This is a genomic window from Cobetia sp. 5-11-6-3, assembly GCF_013374055.1.
GTDB classification, from domain to species: domain Bacteria; phylum Pseudomonadota; class Gammaproteobacteria; order Pseudomonadales; family Halomonadaceae; genus Cobetia; species Cobetia marina.
Map to the genome: position 1 here is coordinate 362805 of NZ_BLWJ01000002.1, position 19665 is coordinate 382469.

The window sequence follows — 19665 nt, forward strand, 5'->3', positions numbered from 1 at the left end:
TCATTGATGCAGTCATTGACGGTCAGGCGAGGGACAGGAGCGCCATCTCCTGTCCACGTGACTTACAACAACAGGTCGTCGATCACGAGCGCCACTCGTGAATCCGACCCACAGGAGTTCGCCATGATCTACGCCTCCCCGGGCAGCGCCGACGCGCTGGTCACGTTCAAGGACACCTACGGCAATTACATCGGCGGGCGTTTCGTCGAGCCGGTGAAGGGGGAATATTTCGACAATGTCAGCCCGGTGACGGGCGAGGTGTTCTGCCGTATCCCGCGATCGAGTGCGGAAGATATCGATCTCGCGCTGGACGCCGCCCACAAGGCAGCCCCCGCCTGGGGCAAGACCTCGGTGCAGGAGCGCTCCAACATCCTGCTCAGGATCGCGGATCGCATCGAGCAGAATCTCGAGATGCTGGCGGTCGCCGAGACCTGGGACAACGGCAAGGCGGTGCGCGAGACGCTGAACGCCGATATCCCGCTGGCGGCGGATCACTTCCGCTACTTCGCCGGTTGCCTGCGCTCCCAGGAGGGCACCGCGGCGGACATCGATGCCAATACCGTCTCCTATCACTTCCACGAGCCGCTGGGGGTGGTGGGGCAGATCATCCCGTGGAACTTCCCGATCCTGATGGCGGCCTGGAAGCTGGGCCCGGCGCTGGCGGCCGGCAACTGCGTGGTGCTCAAGCCGGCGGAGCAGACCCCGGCCTCGATCCTGGTGCTGGCGGAACTGATCAATGACCTGCTGCCGGCAGGGGTGCTCAACATCGTCAACGGCTACGGCGCCGAGGCGGGACAGGCGCTGGCGACCAGCAAGCGCATCGCCAAGATCGCCTTCACCGGTTCCACCCCCGTGGGCTCGCACATCCTCAAGTGCGCCGCGGAGACCATCATTCCCTCCACGGTGGAGCTGGGCGGCAAGTCCCCCAACATCTACTTCGCCGACATCATGAATGCCGAGCCCGAGTTCATCGACAAGGCTGCCGAAGGGCTGGTGCTGGCGTTCTTCAATCAGGGCGAGGTGTGCACCTGCCCGTCACGCGCTCTGATCCAGGAAAGCATCTACGACGACTTCATGGCCCGGGTGATGGAGCGCGTGAAGACCATCAAGCGCGGCAATCCGCTGGATACCGACGTGCAGGTCGGCGCCCAGGCCTCCCGCGAGCAGTTCGACAAGATCATGTCCTACATGGATATCGCCCGTGAGGAGGGGGCCGAGGTGCTCACCGGCGGCAGCAGCGAGCAGCTGGAGAACGAGCTGGCCAACGGCTATTACATCCAGCCGACCCTGCTGAAGGGCCACAACGCGATGCGTGTCTTCCAGGAGGAGATCTTCGGGCCGGTGGTCGCCGTCACCACCTTCCGTGACGAGGCAGAGGCGCTGGCCATCGCCAATGACACCGAATTCGGTCTCGGCGCCGGTGTCTGGAGTCGCGACATGAATGTCGCCTTCCGCATGGGGCGCGGTATCCAGGCCGGTCGCGTGTGGACCAACTGCTACCACCAGTATCCCGCCCATGCCGCCTTCGGTGGCTACAAGAAATCCGGTGTCGGTCGCGAGACCCACAAGATGGCACTGGAACACTACCAGCAGACCAAGAACCTGCTGGTCAGCTACGACATCAATCCACTCGGCTTCTTCTAGGCCTGACCGTCAGCGCCACCGAGGCTAGTGGCGCTGAATCCACCTCCCGCGATGCCTCCTCGAGGAATTCCTCTCGATGCCCGCGCCAGATCCGACTTGCTTGATCTGGCGCAGGGCAGGGAGCACCGCGTCTGGTTTCAATGAAGAGGCAGGTCCGGGGCGTGCGCGAACACTGGCCCTCGCTCACGACCGGACGGGATCGCACTCTCCGCCTGATCTCTGGCTCGCCTTTCCAAGGTTCGTCTTTCGACAATGAATGAGGAGTCCATCATGGATAACAGCATGAAAGCCGCCGTGGTACGTGAATTCGGTGCACCGCTGGTGATCGAGGAAGTCGCGGTACCGCGACCGGGGCGTGGCGAGATTCTGGTCGAGGTCGCCGCCTCCGGGGTCTGTCACACCGACCTGCACGCCGCGCATGGCGACTGGCCGGTGAAGCCCAACCCGCCGTTCATTCCCGGCCATGAGGGCGTCGGCACCATCGCGGCGGTGGGCGAGGGTGTGACCCACGTCAAGGAAGGCGACCGGGTCGGGGTGCCCTGGCTCTACTCGGCCTGTGGCCATTGCGAGCACTGCCTAGGCGGTTGGGAGACGCTGTGCGAGAGCCAGCAGAACACCGGCTATTCGGTGAATGGCGGCTTTGCCCAGTACACGCTGGCGGATGCCGGCTACGTGGGGCGTCTGCCGGACAGCGTGGGCTTCGTGGAGATCGCGCCGGTGCTGTGCGCCGGGGTCACGGTCTACAAGGGGCTCAAGATGACCGACACTCGCCCCGGTCAGTGGGTGGTGATCTCGGGGATCGGCGGGTTGGGTCACATGGCGGTGCAGTACGCCCGCGCCATGGGCCTGAACGTGGCGGCGGTGGATGTCGATGATGCCAAGCTGGATCTGGCCCGCCGTCTGGGGGCCACCGTGACCGTGAATGCCATGAAGGAAGATCCGGCAGCCGTCATCAAGCGCGAGATCGGCGGCGCGCACGGCGCACTGGTGACGGCGGTATCGCCCAAGGCCTTCGATCAGGCCCAGAACATGCTGCGCCGTGGCGGTACCCTGGTGCTCAACGGCCTGCCGCCGGGTGACTTCCCGCTGCCGATCTTCTCCACGGTGCTCAACGGCATCACGGTGCGTGGCTCCATCGTCGGCACGCGTCAGGACCTGCAGGAGGCGCTGGACTTCGCCGCGGAAGGCAAGGTCGCGGCCACCGTGCAGACCGGCAGGCTCGAGGATATCAATGACATCTTCGGGCGCATGATCGACGGCAAAATCGAGGGGCGCATCGTGCTCGACATGAAGTCTTGAGGCGTTCGCTGTCCTGAACTTGAACTCTCTCCACCGACGACAGGTCTGCAGGATTCGGCAGGATTCGGCAGGCGGCAGGAGACCAGACACGACAACGCCAGCCCTTGGGCTGGCGTTGTCGTGTCTGGCATGGCCGTGTGCGTCAACTCTCACGCGGGCACTTCAACGAGCTCTCCATGACGAGCTCGGGCTTCTGCTCATACCGTGCCGAATTTCTCGTTCTCGCCCATGTCCGGGGTGTGGTCCTTGTCGAGGTTGGCGCGCGCAATCTCATAGAGTTGATACGCCTTGCTCTCCTTGGCCTTCCAGTGCTCACCGGATTGCACCTTGACCTCTAGCAGAGTGACATCGGGGTCATCCTTGCCTTCCGGGAACCAGGCGGCCACGAACGGATTCCAGAACTTGTCGATCAGGCCCTGATCGCGGTGCAGATTGGCATGACCGCTCAGCGACACATAGACGCCATCATCCTGATCGGAAAAGCTCAGGCAGACCTCGCTGTCCTTCTTTGCTTCAAACACCTTCTCGGCACTGGCTCGCGTGAAGAACCACAGGGTGCCGTCGTAGTCATCCTGTACCAGATGCATCGGGCGGGCATGTGGCATGCCGTCACCCTGCGTCACCAACATGCCGACCTTCACATCCTTGATCAGCTTCCAGATCTTCTGCTTGTGCTCCGGGCTCGACATCGTGTGTCACTCCTTTGCCTCATGCGAATGAAAATCCGACTGGCTAGCCGTTGATCAAGACCTTGGAGCGACACCCCACAACTTCAAGGGATGATGGTGAAGCTTTCGCTTTATGAGTCAGCACTTGATGAATCAGCGCTTGATGAGTCAGGGCTTGATGAGTCAGGGCTTGATGAGTCAGGGCTTGATTCAGGTGCCGAGTCGACTCACTGCGCCGCGGGAGCCTGCCAGGCCTCGCTGCCCCATAGCGGCACGCTGCTCAGCGCATGCTTGAAGCTGCCGCTGGTTTCCTTGGTGCTGTAGGCGATGTAGAGCAGGCTCTGGGAGTCACGGTCCAGAATGCGCCGGATCTTGAGGCTCTTGAGCAGCACGCTCTTGGACTTGCGATAGACCTCCTCGCCACTCTTGGAGGTGTCGATGTCGGCGAGCATCGCCGGGGTGATCGGGCCGGTTTGGCGGCAGGCGATGCTCATGTCGGAGGGATCGGAGAAATCGAGATTCGCCTCGATGTTGCTCAGGTGACAGGTCACGCCCGGCACCTTGGGGTCGATCAGGCTCTCGATCTTGATGTCCTTGGTGGTGAACAGGCCCAGCGAGACATCCCCGACCTCATTGTCGTCACAGCCGGCCAGCAGCAGGCCAGAGGCGATCACGCCCAGCAGGGCGGCACGAGGGGATAGGCGGCGCAGTCGAGTCATGGGGTCATCCTTGAGTCAGTGGGTAAGGCGAAGGCGGCAAGGCGATGATAGCGTGTCGGGCGACGTCCGAGCCTCACTCATCGCCGAAGACGTGCAGATTCAGCGGGTGGGAGCTGCCCAGCCACATCACGCCCTGGGTGTGATCGAAGAGATCATCACCGGTGCCGGCATGCACGAAGATGTCCAGCGTGCCGCGATTGAGCGCCAGCCACGGGATGATGCGCCCGAAGTCTTCGGGAGCGAAGGACAGCTGACAGCTCCACAGCGGGTGCGGGCCTACCGGCTGCTCATGGAAGCGACCGACGCGCAGGGGAAAGTGCTGCTCGGCCTGGGCCGCCAGCTCGCGAGCGGCGGCCAGACTCTGCTCATCGGTGTAGTAGAGATGTGCGTGGTAGTAGTGGATCTGCGGTGTCATGGCGTTGCCCCGATCATTCTCGAATGTCTGTCTGAAAGCGTGGCCCAGAAGGTCATGCTGGCTGGCGGCAGAGGTCGCCAGGCGTGATGGCGCGCGGACATCAGCCCCAGGCCTTGTAGATCAGCTGTACGCCGACCAGTGCCATCGCGAGGATGATCAGGCGGAAGAACAGCCTCTCGTTGACGCGGGATTGCAGCCACAGGCCGCTCCTGACACCTGCCCAGGCCACCGGCACCAGCAGCAGCGAGGTGGACAGACTGGTGAGGTTGACCTCGCCCAGCGCCACGTAGGGGCCCAGCTTCATCAGATTCATGCCTGCGAAGATGATCACCGTGGTGGCGATGAAGGTCTCCTTGGGATGCTGACGCGGAATCATGTACAGGTTGTAGGGCGGGGCGCCGGCGTGGGCGAAGAAACTGGTGAAGCCGGCCGTGGCACCGGCAGGAATGGCCAGCCAGCGCGGCAGCGGATTCCTCGCGGTGGGCTTGAACAGCATGTAGGCGGCGAACAGCAGCGAGATGACGCCCAGCAAGCCACGAATCATGTTCTCGTTCAGCTCATCGAACAGCACCACGCCCACCGCGATGCCGATGGCGGCGCTGGGCAGGATGATGCGCACCTCCGACCACAGCTGCTTGCCCCACCAGGCGCGAGCGCTGAGAAAGTCCATCACGATCAACAGCGGCAGCAGGATGCCAGCCGCTTCCAGCGGACCGATGGCGAGCGCCATCAGCGGCACGGAAAGCGAGCCGAACCCGCCGGCGAAGCCGCCCTTGGAGATGCCGGTCAGGTAGGTCGAGAAGACGATCACGCTCCAGGCCAGGGCGGAGTAATCGGGCAGGGTCAGCAGAGAGTCGAGAAGATCGGTCACGGGCAGCTCTTGTCAGTGGCAGTCAGGACGAGGCCGGGGCGTGTCATTCTCGCCATGTCGCTCCCGTCATATCGTGCTCGCCATGTCGTGGTCAGGTGTCGTCACGCCGTCGGCGTCATGCCATTGTTGAACAATTCTGTCCGGTCTTCATCCCGACACGCTGCAATGAAGTCTTTCCCTTGACGCACCAATGCGCTAAAAGGCGCATGTCGCACAGTGTTTTCTTTCGAGACACTGGGCGAGCAGCCTGATCTGGCAGGAGCTGTCACGACGCCTGTCGCTCGTTGGTCGAACAATCTCTGAGGTGGCGATGTCACGCGCTCCATTTGAAATCAGCGGTACCCGCATCGCGCCGGGAACGCGGGCCCAGGTCGATGTGCCTGTCGCCAAGCTCTACACCCACGCGCCGTTGCATATCCCCGTCGAGGTGGTGCATGGCCGTCAGCCCGGCCCGGTGCTGCTGGTGTGTGGTGCCATCCATGGCGACGAGATCAACGGTGTCGAGATCGTGCGTCGCCTGCTCAAGAGTTCCAGCCTCGCGCGGCTGCGCGGCACCTTGATCGCGGTGCCCATCGTCAACGTCTTCGGCTTCGTGCAGCACACGCGCTACCTGCCGGATCGCCGTGACCTCAACCGCTGCTTCCCGGGCAGCGAGAGCGGTTCGCTGGGCTCGCGGGTGGCGGCGCTGTTCCGTGAGCAGATTGCCGATCAGGCCACCCACATCATCGACCTGCACACCGGCGCGATCCACCGCACCAACCTGCCGCAGATTCGCGCCACCATGAGCGGCAGCGACGCCACGCGCCAGATGGCGGATGCCTTCGGTGCACCGGTACTGCTGAACGCCGAGCTGCGTGAAGGCAGCCTGCGCGCCTATGCCAGTGGCCGTGGCGTGCCGGTCATCACCTATGAGGCCGGCGAGGCGCTGCGCTTCGATGAGTGGGCGATTCGTCCGGGGGTCAGCGGCGTGAAGCGCGTGATGCGCTCCATCGGCATGCTGGCCAAGGACCGCGACCGCAAGCCCAGCTCCCGCGCGGTGGAGATGTCCAACGGCTCCAGCTGGGCGCGCGCCTCCATCGATGGCATCGTCCAGAGCCGCGTGGGCCTGGGAGACCGCGTCGAGAAGCATCAGGTGCTGGGCATCGTCGCCGACCCCTTCGGCAACAGCGAAAGCGAGGTGCTGTCGCCCGCGGATGGCATCATCATCGGCATGGCCAATCTGCCGCTGGCCAACGAGGGCGAGGCGCTCTATCACGTGGCGCGCTTCCATGCGATCGACGATGCCGAGAGCGCCGTCGACAACTTCCAGCAGCTGTTCGTGCCGGACTCCATCTAGGCGGTTTGTTTCACTTCAGGCCACTTTATGGCCCTGTTGCTGGCAGTGACAACGCAAACGCCCCGCTCAATGAGCGGGGCGTTTGCGTTGTTGCAGCAGCCTGTCGTGTCGTCGTCGGCAGTGAAGATGACGACGACTGCGAGATCAGCCGTGGCTGGTCTGGCTCTCGAGCGGGCCGTCATGACGCGCTTCCGCGCCGTGCATCCAGTCGACCAGCTTGCCGGCGAACACCAGCAACAGCAGGCCGCCGAGCACGCCCGTGATGGCGATGCCACCGAACACGCTCATGGCGCCGGCTTCGCCGACCAGCGAGCCGATCATCCCGGCCAGGTAGTTGGCCAGTGCCACGAAGGCGAACCAGGCGCCCATCATCAGCGCGCCCATGCGAACCGGCGACAGCTTGGTGACCATCGACAGGCCCACCGGCGACAGGCACAGCTCGCCCAGGGTGTGGAAGAAGAAGGCACCGACCAGCCACATCATCGAGGCGCTGCCCGCGGCTTTCTGCTCCAGCACCGCGCCGATCATGCACACGAAGCCGATGCCGAGGGCGATCAGGCCGAAGGCGAACTTGACCGGTGAGCTGGGCTCGCGGTCATTCATGCGTGTCCACAGTCCCGCCAGCAGTGGCGAGAGCAGGATGATGAACAGCGGGTTGAGCGACTGGAACCAGGCCGCCGGGACTTCAAAGCCCATCAGCATGCGGTCGGTGTAGTCCTGCGCGTACAGTGCCATCAGGCCGCCGCCCTGCTCGAAACCGGCCCAGAACAGGATGGTGAACAGGCCCAGCACCAGGATGACCTTGATGCGATCGCGCTCCTCGCGGCTCAGCGGTGTCCTGTTGGTGCTCCTCTTGCTCAGGCGAGCCTCGCGTCTGGCGCTGGGCTCCACGCCGAGCTCGCCCAGATGGCGAGGCGCGAAGATCAGCTGGATGGCGACCGCCAGCAGCATGCCGATACCCGCCACCAGGAAGCCGGCGTTCCAGCCATAGCCTTCGGCCATGGAGCCCGCGACGATACCTGACAGCAGCGCACCGAGGTTGATGCCCATGTAGAAGATGGTGAAGGCGCCATCACGACGGTGATCGCCCTGTGGATAGAGATCGCCGACCATCGTCGAGATGTTGGGCTTGAACAGGCCGTTGCCGACGATCAGCAGGCCGAGACCGACGTACAGCAGCATCTCGGCATCCAGACCACTCATGTCCGGTGGCACGGCCAGCACGAACTGGCCGGCCGCCATGATCAGACCCCCGATCAGAATCGCGCGGCGTGCGCCCAGCCAGTTGTCCGCCAGTGCGCCGCCGAACATCGGCGTGATGTATACCAGCCCCGTGAAGATGCCATACAGCTTCAGGGCATCGCCCTGATTCCAGCCCAGCCCGCCGCTGGTGACGGCATCGGTGAGATAGAGCACCAGCAGGGCGCGCATGGCGTAGTAGGAGAAGCGTTCCCACAGTTCCGTGGAGAACAGCAGATAGAGTCCGGCCGGGTGCCCGAACAGCTCACGGCTGTTGGCTCCGGAGGGGGAGGATGTGGACATGGAACCTCGAAGGATGTGTCAGCATGAGCAGCGCAGTCCGTGATGGGGGACTGCATGGACCGGTCCACAGGTCTGTGGGGGAAGCCGGTGACGGAGCCGTTGTATGGCCGTCAACACGTCAGCACGACGTGACGATGACGTGACCTGTTGTTGTCCGCATGGTCAGTCATTCTGCGCGAGACGCCCTTGTCAGACAATCAAACGAAAGTCATGCATGTCATTGGTATTAAAGGAGTTATCAGCTTATACAGCGACGCAGGGTTGCGTGTTTCGGCATCCGTGAATGTTCTGTCATCGCGCCTTTCCCGATAGGGGCTGCCGGTCGCTGGATCGACGGATCGACGGATCGACGGATCGACGGATCGACGGATCGACGGATCGACGGATCGACGGATCGACGGATCGACGGATCGACGGATCGTTGGGGATGTTGAGAACATGAGAACGCCAGAACGACGACACCCGGCACATGGGCCGGGTGTCAGTGGACGGTCTTCTGGAAATGCTGCGTTCCTGAGGAAAGGGGCAGAGGCTGCCGGATCAGGCCTGTTCGACCTGTGTCTCGGGCCTGTGCTCCGGCACGCGGGCCATGGCGTCATCGATCACCTCGATGCCCGCACCCGGCTTGTGGGCGTTCTCGGAGACATGGCGGCGGAACTGGCGGCCGCCCGGCTGTCCCTGGAACAGCCCCAGCAGATGGCGGCTGATGTGATTGAGGCGCACGCCCTCGGCGAGACGCTTCTCGATGTAGGGGCGGAAGGCACGCAGCGCATCGTGGCGGCTGGTGTGCGGGTTCTCGGCCTCGCCGTACAGCTCGCTGTCCACCGTCGCCAGCAACCAGGGGTTGTGGTACGCCTCACGGCCGACCATCACGCTGTCGACATGCTCCAGCTGCGCGTGCAGCTCATCCATCTGCTTGAGGCCGCCGTTGATGCCGATATGCAAGGACGGGTGCGCCTGCTTGAGACGGTGCACGCGGCCGTAGTTCAGCGGCGGCACATCGCGGTTCTCCTTCGGCGACAGGCCCTGCAGCCACGCCTTGCGCGCATGCACGCTGAAGGTCTCGCAGCCGGCATCGGCCACGGTGGTGATGAAGCGCTCGAGATCGGCGTCCTCATCCTGATCATCGATCCCGATGCGGCACTTCACCGTCACCGGAATCTTCACCTGCGCCTGCATCGCCGCCACGCATTTGGCCACCAGCTCCGGATGGCCCATCAGACAGGCACCGATCATGTTGTTCTGCACGCGATCGCTCGGGCAGCCGACATTCAGGTTCACCTCGTCATAGCCCCAGCTCTCGGCGATCGCCGCACACTCGGCCAGCGCCTGCGGGTCGCTGCCGCCCAGCTGCAACGCCAGCGGGTGCTCCGTCTCGTCGTGACCGAGGAAGCGCTCGCGGTCCGGATTGAACAGCAATGCCCCGGTGGTCACCATCTCCGTGTACAGCAGCGTACGACGGCTCAACACGCGCGCGAAGGCGCGGTAGTCACGGGTCGTCCATTCCATCATCGGCGCGACGGAGAAGGTGCGGTCAATCGGTGTCATTGGCATGGCAGTCATATCGGCTGGTGTGGGAGCAGGGATCGGAGCATCAGGTGCTGGCGCTGTCGAGACAAGCGGGCGGTGATTCTAGCAGCATGTGAGGCGAAGCGCCGAGTCAGAGGGAGCCGCGAGCCATTGCTCCGCTCATGGCTCAATGCGTGTTGTTGACCTTCAGCGCCTCGATATCCTGGGCGATGTCTTCGGCGAGCTGGCGGACCGCGTCGCTTTCGCCTTCACGCTGGGCGTAGGCGCGCAGGCCCATGACTTCTGCCTGGAGGCGGCGACCGAGGCGTTCCGGCTGGTGAGCGGGGCGCTCGGGGTCGACGAGTTCACCGGCGTCGCGGGCGTCCGCGAAGGCCTGGCGGAAGCGGGCTTCCATGCCGGCGAGCAGTGTCTCGACCTTGTCGCGGGCGGCCTGTTCGCGCTCACCGAGTTCCAGCAGGCTCTTGGCCAGCATGCAGGCGCGTGACGGGACTTCGCTGTCACGTAGTCCGCCGAGCTTGCGAATGTAGGCGGCGAGGGCGGTCAAGGGCGAGTCGTGGCTGGCCATCAGACTTTCCATCTCGCGCAGGCTGCGCGCGGAGTAGCACTCCAGCGCTTCCTGGAAGAGGCCATCCTTGCTGCCGAAGGTGGCGTAGATGCTGCCGGGACGCATGTCGAGCGCGCGCTCGATGTCCTTCAGCGAAGTGGCATGAAAGCCCTTCTGCCAGAAGAGATTCAGCGCCCGGTCGAGGGAGTCCTGGCGGTTGTGCAAGGTCGCGCGTGGCATGGCTGTCCTGACGATGGGGCTCGCGAGTGTCGCCTGACTCCACACAGTGTGGAGGGGAGGCTGATCCCGAGGAGCAATATATTGAGTGAGTACTCAATTTTAACTTGAATGACCGCTCAAATCCAGCTAGTGTGTCCCACGACAACGTAGTGAAGCGCATGAGCAGGTCTTTTTTTGAGCAATTGCTCATCATCGTGGGTAGCGACGACGTTCACGACGCCTCCCCAGCCCTGCCATTGCGCTCATCTCGTCCATCATATTGAAGGAGTCATCATGACCGATTTCACGCTGCACACTGCCGATACCGCCCCGCAGGACAGCAAGCCGCTGCTCGACAAGTCCGTCAAGGCCTTCGGCATGGTGCCGGGTCTGCACGCCGTGATGGCAGAGGCGCCGGGCCTGCTGGAAGGCTATCAGGTACTGCACCAGCTGTTCCTCGACAGCAGCTTCAATGATGAAGAGACCACCGTGGTGTGGCAGACCATCAATGTCGAGCACAACTGTCACTATTGCGTGCCGGCACACACCGGTATCGCCAAGGCGATGAAGGTGGATGACGCCATCACCGAGGCGCTGCGCAACGAGACGCCGCTGCCGACCGAGCGCCTGGAAGCCCTGCGCACCTTCACGCTGGCCGTGGTGCGTGAGCGTGGTTTCGTCGATGACGCCACCGTGCAGACCTTCCTCGATGCCGGCTACACCAAGCGCAACGTGCTGGAAGTGGTTCTTGGCCTGTCCCAGAAGGTGATGAGCAACTACACCAATCACTTGGCCGAGACGCCGATCGACGAGCCGTTCAAGAAGTTTGAATGGCACAAGCAAGGATGAAGCCGCAGAACGGATGATGCATGACCTGCGAGAGGGGTGAAGCGCGCCGTCACTCAATCTTAATGAAAATATTTCTCATTAGTGTTGACGGACGCGTGCTCGCGACCTAATCTGGGGCCATCGCTTCCCCGCCATGGGCAGCGGTGCCCCGGTCAGTGGAGTCAGGCCCCTTTCCGGGAGGCTTCTCATCAGACGTTTTACGGTCCTTGCCAGCGGCTCCCCTCACGGGTGAGCCGCTTTTTTCATGCGCAAAAAAAGACGCCTCCTTCGCTTGCACGAGGGAGGCGTCCGGAAGCGCTTCTCGAGTCATTCGCTTTCCCTCTGCCAATGACAGGGAGGAAGGCTTGCGAGTCGAGCGGTGCTTCGTGCCCGCCAGAGTGTGGATGTCAGGTCCGAGGCGGGCGTCTCATCAGGCCAGTCACGACCTTGATATTCTGGCGGCATGATACGTCAGCTCATCGATGGAGGCCAGCCGTGATGGTGAGATAAACGCTGTCTCAATGGTTAATGAAAATAATTCTCATTGGTATTGACGGGCGATCCGTCAGGGCATAATCTTGGGTCATCGCTTCCCGCCATGGAACGCGATGGCCAGAACAGCGGAGTCAGGCCCCTGTTCAGGTTTCTCCTCATCAAGCTAGTCACGGTCTTCGGGCGACTCTTCGAGTCGCCCTTTTTCTTGGCGGTGTCACGGCTGTCAGCGTCTGTCGCGCCTTTCTCCTGCCTCTGTCAGGCCCCGCACTCTCGGTATCTCGTCTAGAATGGCCCTTCCTTCAGGTCATTCACACGGGACCGTGCATGATTACCCTCTATCGCCTTCATGAAGACGGGCGCCTGCGTGGCGAGCAGATCGTGCTGCCCGACATGTCCGACGGCGAGGCGCCGCAGCTCGCCGACAGCCATGAGCAGGCCAGCGCCCTGCATGCCGAGCGGCTGGCCAGTGATGAGCTGGCACCTCCGGTACTGGTGCGTGGCGATGTGCTGTGGATCGACCTCTGCCAGCCCGATGAGGCCGAGCAGCGCTGGGTGAGCGAGCAGTTCAGCGTGGAGCTGCCGAAGATCGAGGAGCTCGAGGAGATCGAGTCGTCCTCGCGATTCTATCTGGCCGGCGATGGCATCCATGTCGTCTCGCTGTTTCCCCATCGCAGGGGGCGCGAACCGCAGACCGCCAACGTCGCCTTCCATCTGCACGGGCGGCAGCTGATCAGCATGCGTCACGAGGAGATCGGGCTGTTGCGGCTGTTCCGCAATCATCTGCGTCGCCAGCGCCTTAGTCCCCAGGATGGCTGGGACGTGCTGCTGGCATTGCTGGCGATGAAGGTCGATTACCTGGCGGATGAGATCGAGGACATCTATCGCGCGCTGGAGGTACTGGGCAAGCAGGCGGTGCATCCTGAATCGCTGGAGGACACCCTGCATGGCATCCTGCTGCAGGAGCGCTACAACGACAAGGTGCGCCAGGCCCTGCTGGACAGTCAGCGGCTGTTGCGTCAGCTGACGCGCCATCTGCCCGCCGAGCCGCATCACAAGGCTCGGCGTCAGGAAATTCGCGACATGCTGCGCGATGTGGATTCGCTCAATCCGCACACCACCTTCATCTTCGAGAAGGTCAACTTCCTGCTGGATGCCTCGATCGGTTTCACCAACCTCGACCAGAGCCGCATCATCAAGATCTTCTCGGTCGCGGCAGTGGTGTTCATGCCGCCGACCCTGATCGCCAGCATCTACGGCATGAACTTCCACTGGATGCCGGAGCTGGACAAGGACTGGGGCTATCCCTTCGCGCTGTGCCTGATGGGGGCATCGGCTCTCTCGACCTACTTGTTCTTCAAGTGGAAGAAATGGTTGTAAGTCGCTGATCAAAGGCAAAAAAAAGCGCCTGGCGTCGTGAGACGGCCAGGCGCGCAAATAGCTTGCATTACTACACTGAAGATCGCCACCGAGGCCCGGGATGGGCCGACGGCGAAACCGCGCGTGCGGGTGTCGCCATGCAGACCAGTCACCGGGACCCGGTGGGATGAGCAGTGCAACTACCTGAGCGCGAACCTGAATCGCCTGACTGCGCCACGCAGGCCAGACGCTTCACGGTCTAGTCCGGGAGCAGACGGTCGATGCCGCGACGCGTCTGCTCCCGCATGTTCGAGGTGCCCAGTATAGGGCGACGCGCTTTGGAGAATAAGCGCGTACAATCGAAAACTAGGGTTTCCAATATGGAAACATGTTCGCGTGGTCACGCAGGACGCTCGTCAATGGGCGTCTGGAGCTGAATCAACTCTGGAGTATGGGATGGCGACGCTTGATGCCCTGCGGGTCTTCGTCGAGGTGGTACGAGCGGCGAGCTTCACGGCCGCCGCGAGACGCCTGGGAATTTCCAAGTCGCTGGCGTCCAAGCGCGTGGCGGCACTGGAGGAGCAGCTGGGGGTGAGTCTGATCAATCGCTCGACCCGCAAGCTGCACCTCACCGAGGCGGGGCGCATCTATTACGAGCACGGGCTGCGCATCCGCGAGGAGCTGGAATCCGCCGAGGCGCGGGTACAGTCCGTCACCTCCCAGCCGATGGGCCAGCTCAAGGTCTCGGCGCAGGTGTCGTTCGGCTTCATGTATCTGGCCGCCCCGACCACCGCCTTCATGCGCCGTTATCCGGATGTCAGCGTCGAGATCCTGCTGGAGGATCAGCGCTTCGAGCCCATCGATGAGTCGGTGGATCTGGCGATTCGCATGGGGCCGTTGCCGGATTCCTCGATGGTCTCGCGGCCACTGTGCAAGGTGGTCTATGGCCTGTATGCGGCACCGGATTATCTGGCGCGCGTCAATGCCCCGCCGGTGCAGCCGCAGGACATCCGCGCCTTCGATACCATCTTCTACGGCAATTACGATCTGGGTGCCCACTGGCGCTTCACGCTCAACGGGCAGCCCTTCGATGTGGAGCCGGAGTCGCGGCTGGTGATCAACAATCTGCTCGGCGTGGTGGAGGCGGCCAAGGCCGGTTTCGGTCTCGCCTATCTGCCGACCTTTTCTGCGCGTGCAGCAGTGGAAAGCGGTGAGCTGGTGCCGTTGCTGCAGCCCTACTGGAATGAGCACGGCTCGATGGTGGTGCTGTTCCGCTCGCGCAAGTACCTGCCCGACAAGACGCGTGCCTATCTGGACTTCATCACCGAATGGTTTCAGGAGCATCTGCAGCTCTGATCGCCCCCGCAGCCTCTCTCGCCCCCGCAGCTTCCGTCACCAGTCGATCGGCTCGCCGGCCCAGTCACGGAAGCCGCCGCTGTCCTCTGGCGACAGCTCACCCGCCACCCGCAGCAGGCGACGCGCCACGTAGCCTGGCGTGAACAGCTTGTGCTCGGGGACCCGCGCCTGAAAGGGGGCCGAAAGCCCGGTATCGGTGGTGCCCGGATGCAGCGCGACCAACACAGCCTCGGGATTGCGGCGCGCGATCTCGATGGCGGCGGTCTTCAGCAGCATGTTGTGACTGGCCTTGCTGGCACGGTAGGCATACCAGCCGCCACTGCGGTTGTCGCTGATCGAGCCGACCCGCGCCGAGAGCGAGGCGAAGATCAGCGGCGTGCGCCGGCGTAGGCGTGGCGCGAGCATCCCCAGCAACAGGGCCGGGACGAAGGCATTGACCTGATGCAGGCGCGTCAGCGCGGCCATGTCGAGATCCTCGAGACGTTTCTCGGGCCACAGTGCCGCGTGCTGCTCAAAGGCTTCCTCATGCAGCAGCCCCATGGTGTTGAGGATCAGTGCCGGTGGCTGGCCTGGCCTGGGCTCGTTCTCCTCGTGCTTCTCCTTGTTCTCTTCCTGCCCCGTGTCATCCAGTTGCTCGCGGAGCCAGTCTGCCAGCCGCGCCATGCCCTCGTCGGTGGTCAGGTCAGCCTGCAGTGAGGCAAGTGCGGGATGTGCCGGCAGACGCGAGACGTCACGGCTGACCGCCAGCACCCGGCCGCAGCGTTCGTGGGCGAGCAGCTCTTCGAGCATCGCGCGTCCGATACCGCCCCCGGCACCCGTCACCAGAGCGGTGAAGCCCTGTGGGAGGCGTGCAAAGGTGTCAGCGGCCAGTGGTTGATCCTTGAGTGTGGATTCCGTCATCGTCCCTCCCGCGAAAGCGTTCATGTCAGGCCTGATTCGTGGTGCGCGCCATCAGGCGTGCCAGCCGCGAGTCGGCCTGCAGTGTGGTCGGCGTGGCATCTTCCTTGAGTCTCCCTTCTTCCAGCAGTGCCAGACGCGCAAAGCGCTCAAGCCCCAGCGGCTGATGGGTGATCATGATCAGGCTGCGTCCCCGGCAGGCCGTGAGAATCGCGCTGATCACCCGCTCGGCACTCTCGCGATCCAGGCCTTCACAGGGCTCGTCGAGCAGCACGATCGGGGCGGGCGAGAGCAGCGCCCGTGCCACACCGAAGCGACGCAGCTGGCCTCCGGACAGCGAACGGCCCCCCTCATCCGGGAAGCCAGCCAACCCCTGCGGCTGTCGGGCCAGCCACTCGCCAAGCCCCAGGCTTTCCAGCATGTGGATGAGTGTCTCATCACTGGCCTCAGGCGCGGCCAGGCGCAGATTGTCAGCGTAGCTTGCGCAGAACAGATGCGTGTCCTGCGGACAGACGGCGAAGCTTGCGCGCAGTGTGGCCTCGTCGAGCGACTCAAGCGCCACACCGCCCAGATGAATGCTGCCGGAATTCGGGGCATGGAAGCGGCTGAGCACTTCCAGCAGGGTGCTCTTGCCGCTGCCGGAGGGGCCAAGCAAGGCCAGATGCTCGCCCGCTGCCAGGCTCAGCGACAGCTGCTCGAGCACCTGAGTGTCGCCATGCGCGACATTCAGGTCATGGATCACCAGTTCATGCCCGACAGGCGTGGCGGCGGCGGAGTCCTCCGGAAACTGTGGCGCCGGGGTATCGGCCTGTACCTGGTTGAGGCGCGCGGCCGCCGACAGGCAGCGGCCCAGCCCCTGCCAGGCCAGCGGCAGGGGGGCGAGGGCTTCGAAGGCACCGAGGATCGCCAGCAGAAACAGCGCCAGCAGGCGGCCGTCGAGCAGCTCGCCGGCATGGGCGGTCACGTCACCGACAGCCGTCTGCGTCTGAGGCGCCATCTGCATGACGCCGAGCAGGGCGACCCCTGCCAGCGTCAGCCCCAGCAGCGTATGGCTCAGCCAGGTGGCCAGCGCCTGACGACGCGCCTGGGAGCGCTCGATGCGATCACGCTCGGCCTGTTGCTCCGCCAGGCTGGCAAGTTCTGCCTGCCAGCGTCCGTAGATGACCAGCTCGCCCAGGCCCTGCAGTCGCTCCAGCAGACGGGCACGCAGGTGACTGGCGGAGGCCTGATGGCGCATGGCATCGCGGCTGCCAAGATGCCATGCCAGCCACGGCACCAGCCCCCCGGTCAGCGCCAGCCCCAGCACGGTGATCAGCGCCAATGTCGGCGCGAAGACGCCGATCAGCGTACCGGCTGCGAGGATGGCACACACCGCCACCAGTGACGGAATCAGCACGCGCACATAGAGGCTGTCGAGAGCATCGACATCCGCGCCCAGACGCGTCATCAGCTCGCCCTGCCCGGCACGCTGCAGAGCGGCGGGGGAGAGGGGTTCGATGGCGTCGAACAGACGACGACGCAGGCTGGCCAGCAGGCGCAGCGTGCCTTCGTGGGTGGTGACGCGCTCGCCATAGCGTCCGGCGGTGCGCGCCAGTGCCAGTCCGCGCACGCCAGCCGCGGGAGTGAAGAAGTTGAAGGCCTGGGTGGCCGCGACGCTCACGCCGGCCACGGCGGTGGCGGAGAGGAACCATCCCGACAGCGCCAGCAGCCCGGTGGCTGCCAGCAGGGTGATCAGCGCCAGCAGGGCGCCGACACCCAGCCAGCCCCGGTGCTCGCGCATCAACGCCAGGTAGGGACTCAGTTCGCCAAGCGATGGTGGCCGGGCGGTCGGGGGGACGTCAGGGGGTGTCATGCATCACCTCGCGGGCTGGTGGCCTGCAGGTGCCGATCTTCCACCAGGCGGCCGCCTTCGAGACGGATCAGGCGCTGGCAGAGTGGCAGCAGTTCGGGACGATGTGTGAGCAGCAGCAGGGTGCGGCCTTCGCCGAGGCGTTGCAGTGCCCGGATCACACGTGCCTCGCTCTCGGCATCCAGACTGGCGGTGGGTTCGTCCAGCAGCACCAGCGGCGCATCATGCAGGAAGGCGCGCGCCAGCGACAGGCGGCGTGCCTGCCCACCGGACAGTGGCTGACCGCCCTCGCCAAGCGGTGTCGCGAGTCCGTGGGGCAGGCTGGCGTGCCATGTGGACAGGTCGGCCTTGGCCAGCGCGGCCTCGAGTTCGTCGTCGCTGGCCTGAGGCTTTGCCAGTCGCAGGTTGTCGGCCAGCGTGCCGGACAGGACCACCGTTTCCTGGCCCACCCAGGTGGCCGTGCCGGCCAGGAGGCCCTGGGTCAAGGGATGTCCATTCAGAGACAGCATGCCGTCGGCGACTTCGACGAAGCCCAGCAGCAGGTTGAGCAGTGTCGACTTGCCTGCCCCCGAAGAGCCGGTGATGGCGATTCGTTCACCGGCGGAGATCTGCAGTGACAGCGGGCCCAGCGCGGGGGGCGTGTCCGGGAGCTGGCCGGCATGGCGCACGCTCACGTCCTGCAATCTCAGGGCGCTGAAGGTGATGGGGCGGGTCGCGCTGCGAGGCGGCGTGGTGTTCACGTCGTCAGGCGTCTGCTGACGGGAGAAGGGGGTGGCACCGACGATCGGCGCCAGGTCGAGCGCGGCCGCTTCGGCCTCGGCCTTGGCGTGATAATGCACGCCCAGCTCGCGCAGCGGCTGATAGAACTCGGGCGCCAGCACCAGAATGAACAGGGCGGTCTGCAGCGTCAGCGGTGCCTCGTCCCAGGTGCCGAACTGCAGATGACCGAGGAAGTGAAAGCCGAGATAGACCGCCAGCAGCGCGATGGACACGGCGGTAAAGAATTCCAGCACCGTGGAGGACAGGAAGGCGAGGCGCAGCACGCGCATGGTGCGCTTGCGAAAGGCGTGACTGACGGCCTCGACCTGGGCGCCGCGTCTGGCGCTGCCGAACAGCTTGAGCGTCTTCAGGCCGGTGAGCAGGTCCATGAAGTGGCGCCCCATGCGGTCCATCTCCTGGAATTGCTCGCGGGAGCGCTTGCGCGCCGCGATCCCGACCAGAATCATGAAGATGGGTACCAGCGGGGCGGTGATCGCCAGAATCAGGCCCGCCGCCCAGTTGAGCGGAAAGACGACTGCCAGCAGCAGCAACGGGATGAGCCCGGCCAGGCGAGTCTGGGGGCGAAAATCGGCGTAATAGCCATGCAGCGACTCGACCTGGTCCCAGACACGGTTGGCGAGGCTGGCGCGGTGCTGGCGATGCACCCACAGTGGGCCGAGTTCGGCGAAGCGCTGCAATAGACGCTCTCGCAGGCGGCGACGGATCTGCTGACTGGCACGGGTGCCAGCGTAGCTGCGCAGCCCGCCAAGCGCGCCTCGCAGCGAGAGGCTGGCGGCGAGTACCGCGATGGCCGGCCACAGTGTCATGAGCGACTCGCGCTCGATCGCCACGCCCTGGGCGAGGCGCGCGATGCTCCACGCCTGTGCCAGCAGCACCAGGGTCGAGAGCAGGGCGCAGCCGATGGCGATGTTCGGCCAGTGGCCGCCAGCTCGGGCCAGGGTCTCCAGCCAGCGGCGTGGCACGAACTCAGGCGACGAGGCGTCAGCGTCAAGGGGGGAGGCAACATCAGACGAGGCGGTGGTTCGGGACATGCTGGCTCCTGCCGGTGGTGGCAGAGGGGGTGGTGAGAAGGCGCGGGCGCCAGGCGTCACGGCGGACGATCATCGGGCGTCAGCTTACCGCCGTGGAGGCGTTGGCACACGGTGACGCACTGTCGCACATCTTCACCTTGCGTATAATATGCCCCCAGTACAGGCTGCCGAATTGAAGCGTGTTGGCCGGGCACCACTTGCCAGGCTGGTTCGAGCTCTTGTCGCGCCTCGCGCCCGGCCGTCATCTCGAGACGCTTTTCGACACCCTTCTTGACACTCCCCCTGA

General features: G+C 64.3%; 16 protein-coding genes. 6 read left to right on the forward strand and 10 right to left on the reverse strand.

Features of this window, described 5'->3' with window-relative positions; all coding sequences use genetic code 11:
- Positions 1-123: 123 nt before the first annotated feature.
- Together HXS66_RS05435 and adhP are read left to right on the forward strand one after the other, a co-directional pair.
- Positions 124-1644, forward strand: a complete 1521-nt coding sequence (locus HXS66_RS05435) for an aldehyde dehydrogenase family protein (RefSeq protein WP_084209318.1) — start codon at positions 124-126, stop codon at positions 1642-1644.
- Between the two features lie 270 nt (positions 1645-1914).
- Positions 1915-2943: an alcohol dehydrogenase AdhP gene (gene adhP, locus HXS66_RS05440; RefSeq protein ID WP_169477233.1), complete on the forward strand. Its 1029-nt coding sequence runs from the start codon at positions 1915-1917 to the stop codon at positions 2941-2943.
- A gap of 197 nt (positions 2944-3140) precedes the next feature.
- On the opposite strand, the gene HXS66_RS05445 is transcribed toward adhP, so the two are convergent.
- The 4 genes from HXS66_RS05445 to HXS66_RS05460 form a co-directional block, all read right to left on the reverse strand.
- Positions 3141-3632 (reverse strand): pyridoxamine 5'-phosphate oxidase family protein, encoded by a 492-nt coding sequence (locus HXS66_RS05445; protein ID WP_084209317.1) that lies wholly within the window; start codon positions 3630-3632, stop codon positions 3141-3143.
- Between the two features lie 206 nt (positions 3633-3838).
- Entirely contained in the window at positions 3839-4330 is a 492-nt protein-coding gene (locus HXS66_RS05450) for a CreA family protein (RefSeq protein ID WP_077379193.1), read from the reverse strand.
- Between the two features lie 73 nt (positions 4331-4403).
- Positions 4404-4745, reverse strand: coding sequence for a DOPA 4,5-dioxygenase family protein (locus HXS66_RS05455; RefSeq protein WP_136939013.1), 342 nt, complete (start codon positions 4743-4745; stop codon positions 4404-4406).
- 100 nt (positions 4746-4845) lie between these two features.
- Positions 4846-5616, reverse strand: a complete 771-nt coding sequence (locus HXS66_RS05460; protein ID WP_254696411.1) for a sulfite exporter TauE/SafE family protein — start codon at positions 5614-5616, stop codon at positions 4846-4848.
- Between the two features lie 310 nt (positions 5617-5926).
- Between HXS66_RS05460 and HXS66_RS05465 the strand changes: the two genes are divergently transcribed.
- Positions 5927-6952: a succinylglutamate desuccinylase/aspartoacylase family protein gene (locus HXS66_RS05465; protein WP_077379197.1), complete on the forward strand. Its 1026-nt coding sequence runs from the start codon at positions 5927-5929 to the stop codon at positions 6950-6952.
- A 144-nt stretch (positions 6953-7096) separates the two neighbouring features.
- On the opposite strand, the gene HXS66_RS05470 is transcribed toward HXS66_RS05465, so the two are convergent.
- The 3 genes from HXS66_RS05470 to HXS66_RS05480 form a co-directional block, all read right to left on the reverse strand.
- The gene (locus tag HXS66_RS05470; protein ID WP_176503031.1) at positions 7097-8494 is read right to left on the reverse strand and encodes a peptide MFS transporter; all 1398 of its coding nucleotides are present in this window, start codon (positions 8492-8494) and stop codon (positions 7097-7099) included.
- Between the two features lie 540 nt (positions 8495-9034).
- Positions 9035-10042, reverse strand: coding sequence for a tRNA dihydrouridine(20/20a) synthase DusA (gene dusA / locus HXS66_RS05475; protein WP_176503032.1), 1008 nt, complete (start codon positions 10040-10042; stop codon positions 9035-9037).
- A gap of 148 nt (positions 10043-10190) precedes the next feature.
- Positions 10191-10808, reverse strand: a complete 618-nt coding sequence (locus HXS66_RS05480; protein ID WP_084209314.1) for a TetR/AcrR family transcriptional regulator — start codon at positions 10806-10808, stop codon at positions 10191-10193.
- 273 nt (positions 10809-11081) lie between these two features.
- On the opposite strand from HXS66_RS05480, the gene HXS66_RS05485 reads away from it, so the two are divergent.
- The 3 genes from HXS66_RS05485 (at position 11082) to HXS66_RS05495 (ending at position 14822) form a co-directional block, all read left to right on the forward strand.
- Positions 11082-11636 carry a carboxymuconolactone decarboxylase family protein gene (locus tag HXS66_RS05485; RefSeq protein ID WP_077379203.1) on the forward strand — a complete coding sequence of 185 codons (555 nt, stop codon included), beginning with the start codon at positions 11082-11084 and terminating at the stop codon, positions 11634-11636.
- Positions 11637-12434: 798 nt separating this feature from the next.
- Positions 12435-13487, forward strand: coding sequence for a magnesium/cobalt transporter CorA (gene corA, locus HXS66_RS05490; protein ID WP_084209312.1), 1053 nt, complete (start codon positions 12435-12437; stop codon positions 13485-13487).
- Positions 13488-13922: 435 nt separating this feature from the next.
- On the forward strand, positions 13923-14822 hold the full coding sequence (locus HXS66_RS05495; protein ID WP_043333112.1) for a LysR family transcriptional regulator: 900 nt from the start codon (positions 13923-13925) through the stop codon (positions 14820-14822).
- Between the two features lie 36 nt (positions 14823-14858).
- On the opposite strand, the gene HXS66_RS05500 is transcribed toward HXS66_RS05495, so the two are convergent.
- The 3 genes from HXS66_RS05500 to cydD are packed head-to-tail and all read right to left on the reverse strand — an operon-like array spanning position 14859 to position 19379.
- Entirely contained in the window at positions 14859-15722 is an 864-nt protein-coding gene (locus HXS66_RS05500) for a short-chain dehydrogenase (protein ID WP_176503033.1), read from the reverse strand.
- Positions 15723-15747: 25 nt separating this feature from the next.
- Complete coding sequence (gene cydC, locus HXS66_RS05505) at positions 15748-17571, reverse strand: thiol reductant ABC exporter subunit CydC (RefSeq protein ID WP_176503034.1); 1824 nt, start codon at positions 17569-17571, stop codon at positions 15748-15750.
- A complete protein-coding gene (gene cydD / locus HXS66_RS05510) occupies positions 17568-19379 on the reverse strand; it encodes a thiol reductant ABC exporter subunit CydD (protein WP_176503035.1) in 1812 nt (603 codons plus the stop codon). The genes cydC and cydD overlap by 4 nt, the downstream gene beginning before the upstream one ends.
- Positions 19380-19665 lie beyond the last annotated feature (286 nt).

Bases quoted from the DNA above. Each gene is read 5' to 3' on its own strand.
- HXS66_RS05435 (WP_084209318.1), top strand. From the start codon at position 124: ATGATCTACGCCTCCCCGGGCAGCGCCGACGCGCTGGTCACGTTCAAG.
- adhP (WP_169477233.1), top strand. From the start codon at position 1,915: ATGGATAACAGCATGAAAGCCGCCGTGGTACGTGAATTCGGTGCACCG.
- HXS66_RS05500 (WP_176503033.1), bottom strand. From the start codon at position 15,722: ATGACGGAATCCACACTCAAGGATCAACCACTGGCCGCTGACACCTTT.
- HXS66_RS05450 (WP_077379193.1), bottom strand. From the start codon at position 4,330: ATGACTCGACTGCGCCGCCTATCCCCTCGTGCCGCCCTGCTGGGCGTG.
- HXS66_RS05455 (WP_136939013.1), bottom strand. From the start codon at position 4,745: ATGACACCGCAGATCCACTACTACCACGCACATCTCTACTACACCGAT.
- HXS66_RS05485 (WP_077379203.1), top strand. From the start codon at position 11,082: ATGACCGATTTCACGCTGCACACTGCCGATACCGCCCCGCAGGACAGC.
- HXS66_RS05495 (WP_043333112.1), top strand. From the start codon at position 13,923: ATGGCGACGCTTGATGCCCTGCGGGTCTTCGTCGAGGTGGTACGAGCG.
- dusA (WP_176503032.1), bottom strand. From the start codon at position 10,042: ATGACACCGATTGACCGCACCTTCTCCGTCGCGCCGATGATGGAATGG.
- cydC (WP_176503034.1), bottom strand. From the start codon at position 17,571: ATGACACCCCCTGACGTCCCCCCGACCGCCCGGCCACCATCGCTTGGC.
- HXS66_RS05470 (WP_176503031.1), bottom strand. From the start codon at position 8,494: ATGTCCACATCCTCCCCCTCCGGAGCCAACAGCCGTGAGCTGTTCGGG.
- cydD (WP_176503035.1), bottom strand. From the start codon at position 19,379: ATGTCCCGAACCACCGCCTCGTCTGATGTTGCCTCCCCCCTTGACGCT.
- HXS66_RS05445 (WP_084209317.1), bottom strand. From the start codon at position 3,632: ATGTCGAGCCCGGAGCACAAGCAGAAGATCTGGAAGCTGATCAAGGAT.
- corA (WP_084209312.1), top strand. From the start codon at position 12,435: ATGATTACCCTCTATCGCCTTCATGAAGACGGGCGCCTGCGTGGCGAG.
- HXS66_RS05465 (WP_077379197.1), top strand. From the start codon at position 5,927: ATGTCACGCGCTCCATTTGAAATCAGCGGTACCCGCATCGCGCCGGGA.
- HXS66_RS05480 (WP_084209314.1), bottom strand. From the start codon at position 10,808: ATGCCACGCGCGACCTTGCACAACCGCCAGGACTCCCTCGACCGGGCG.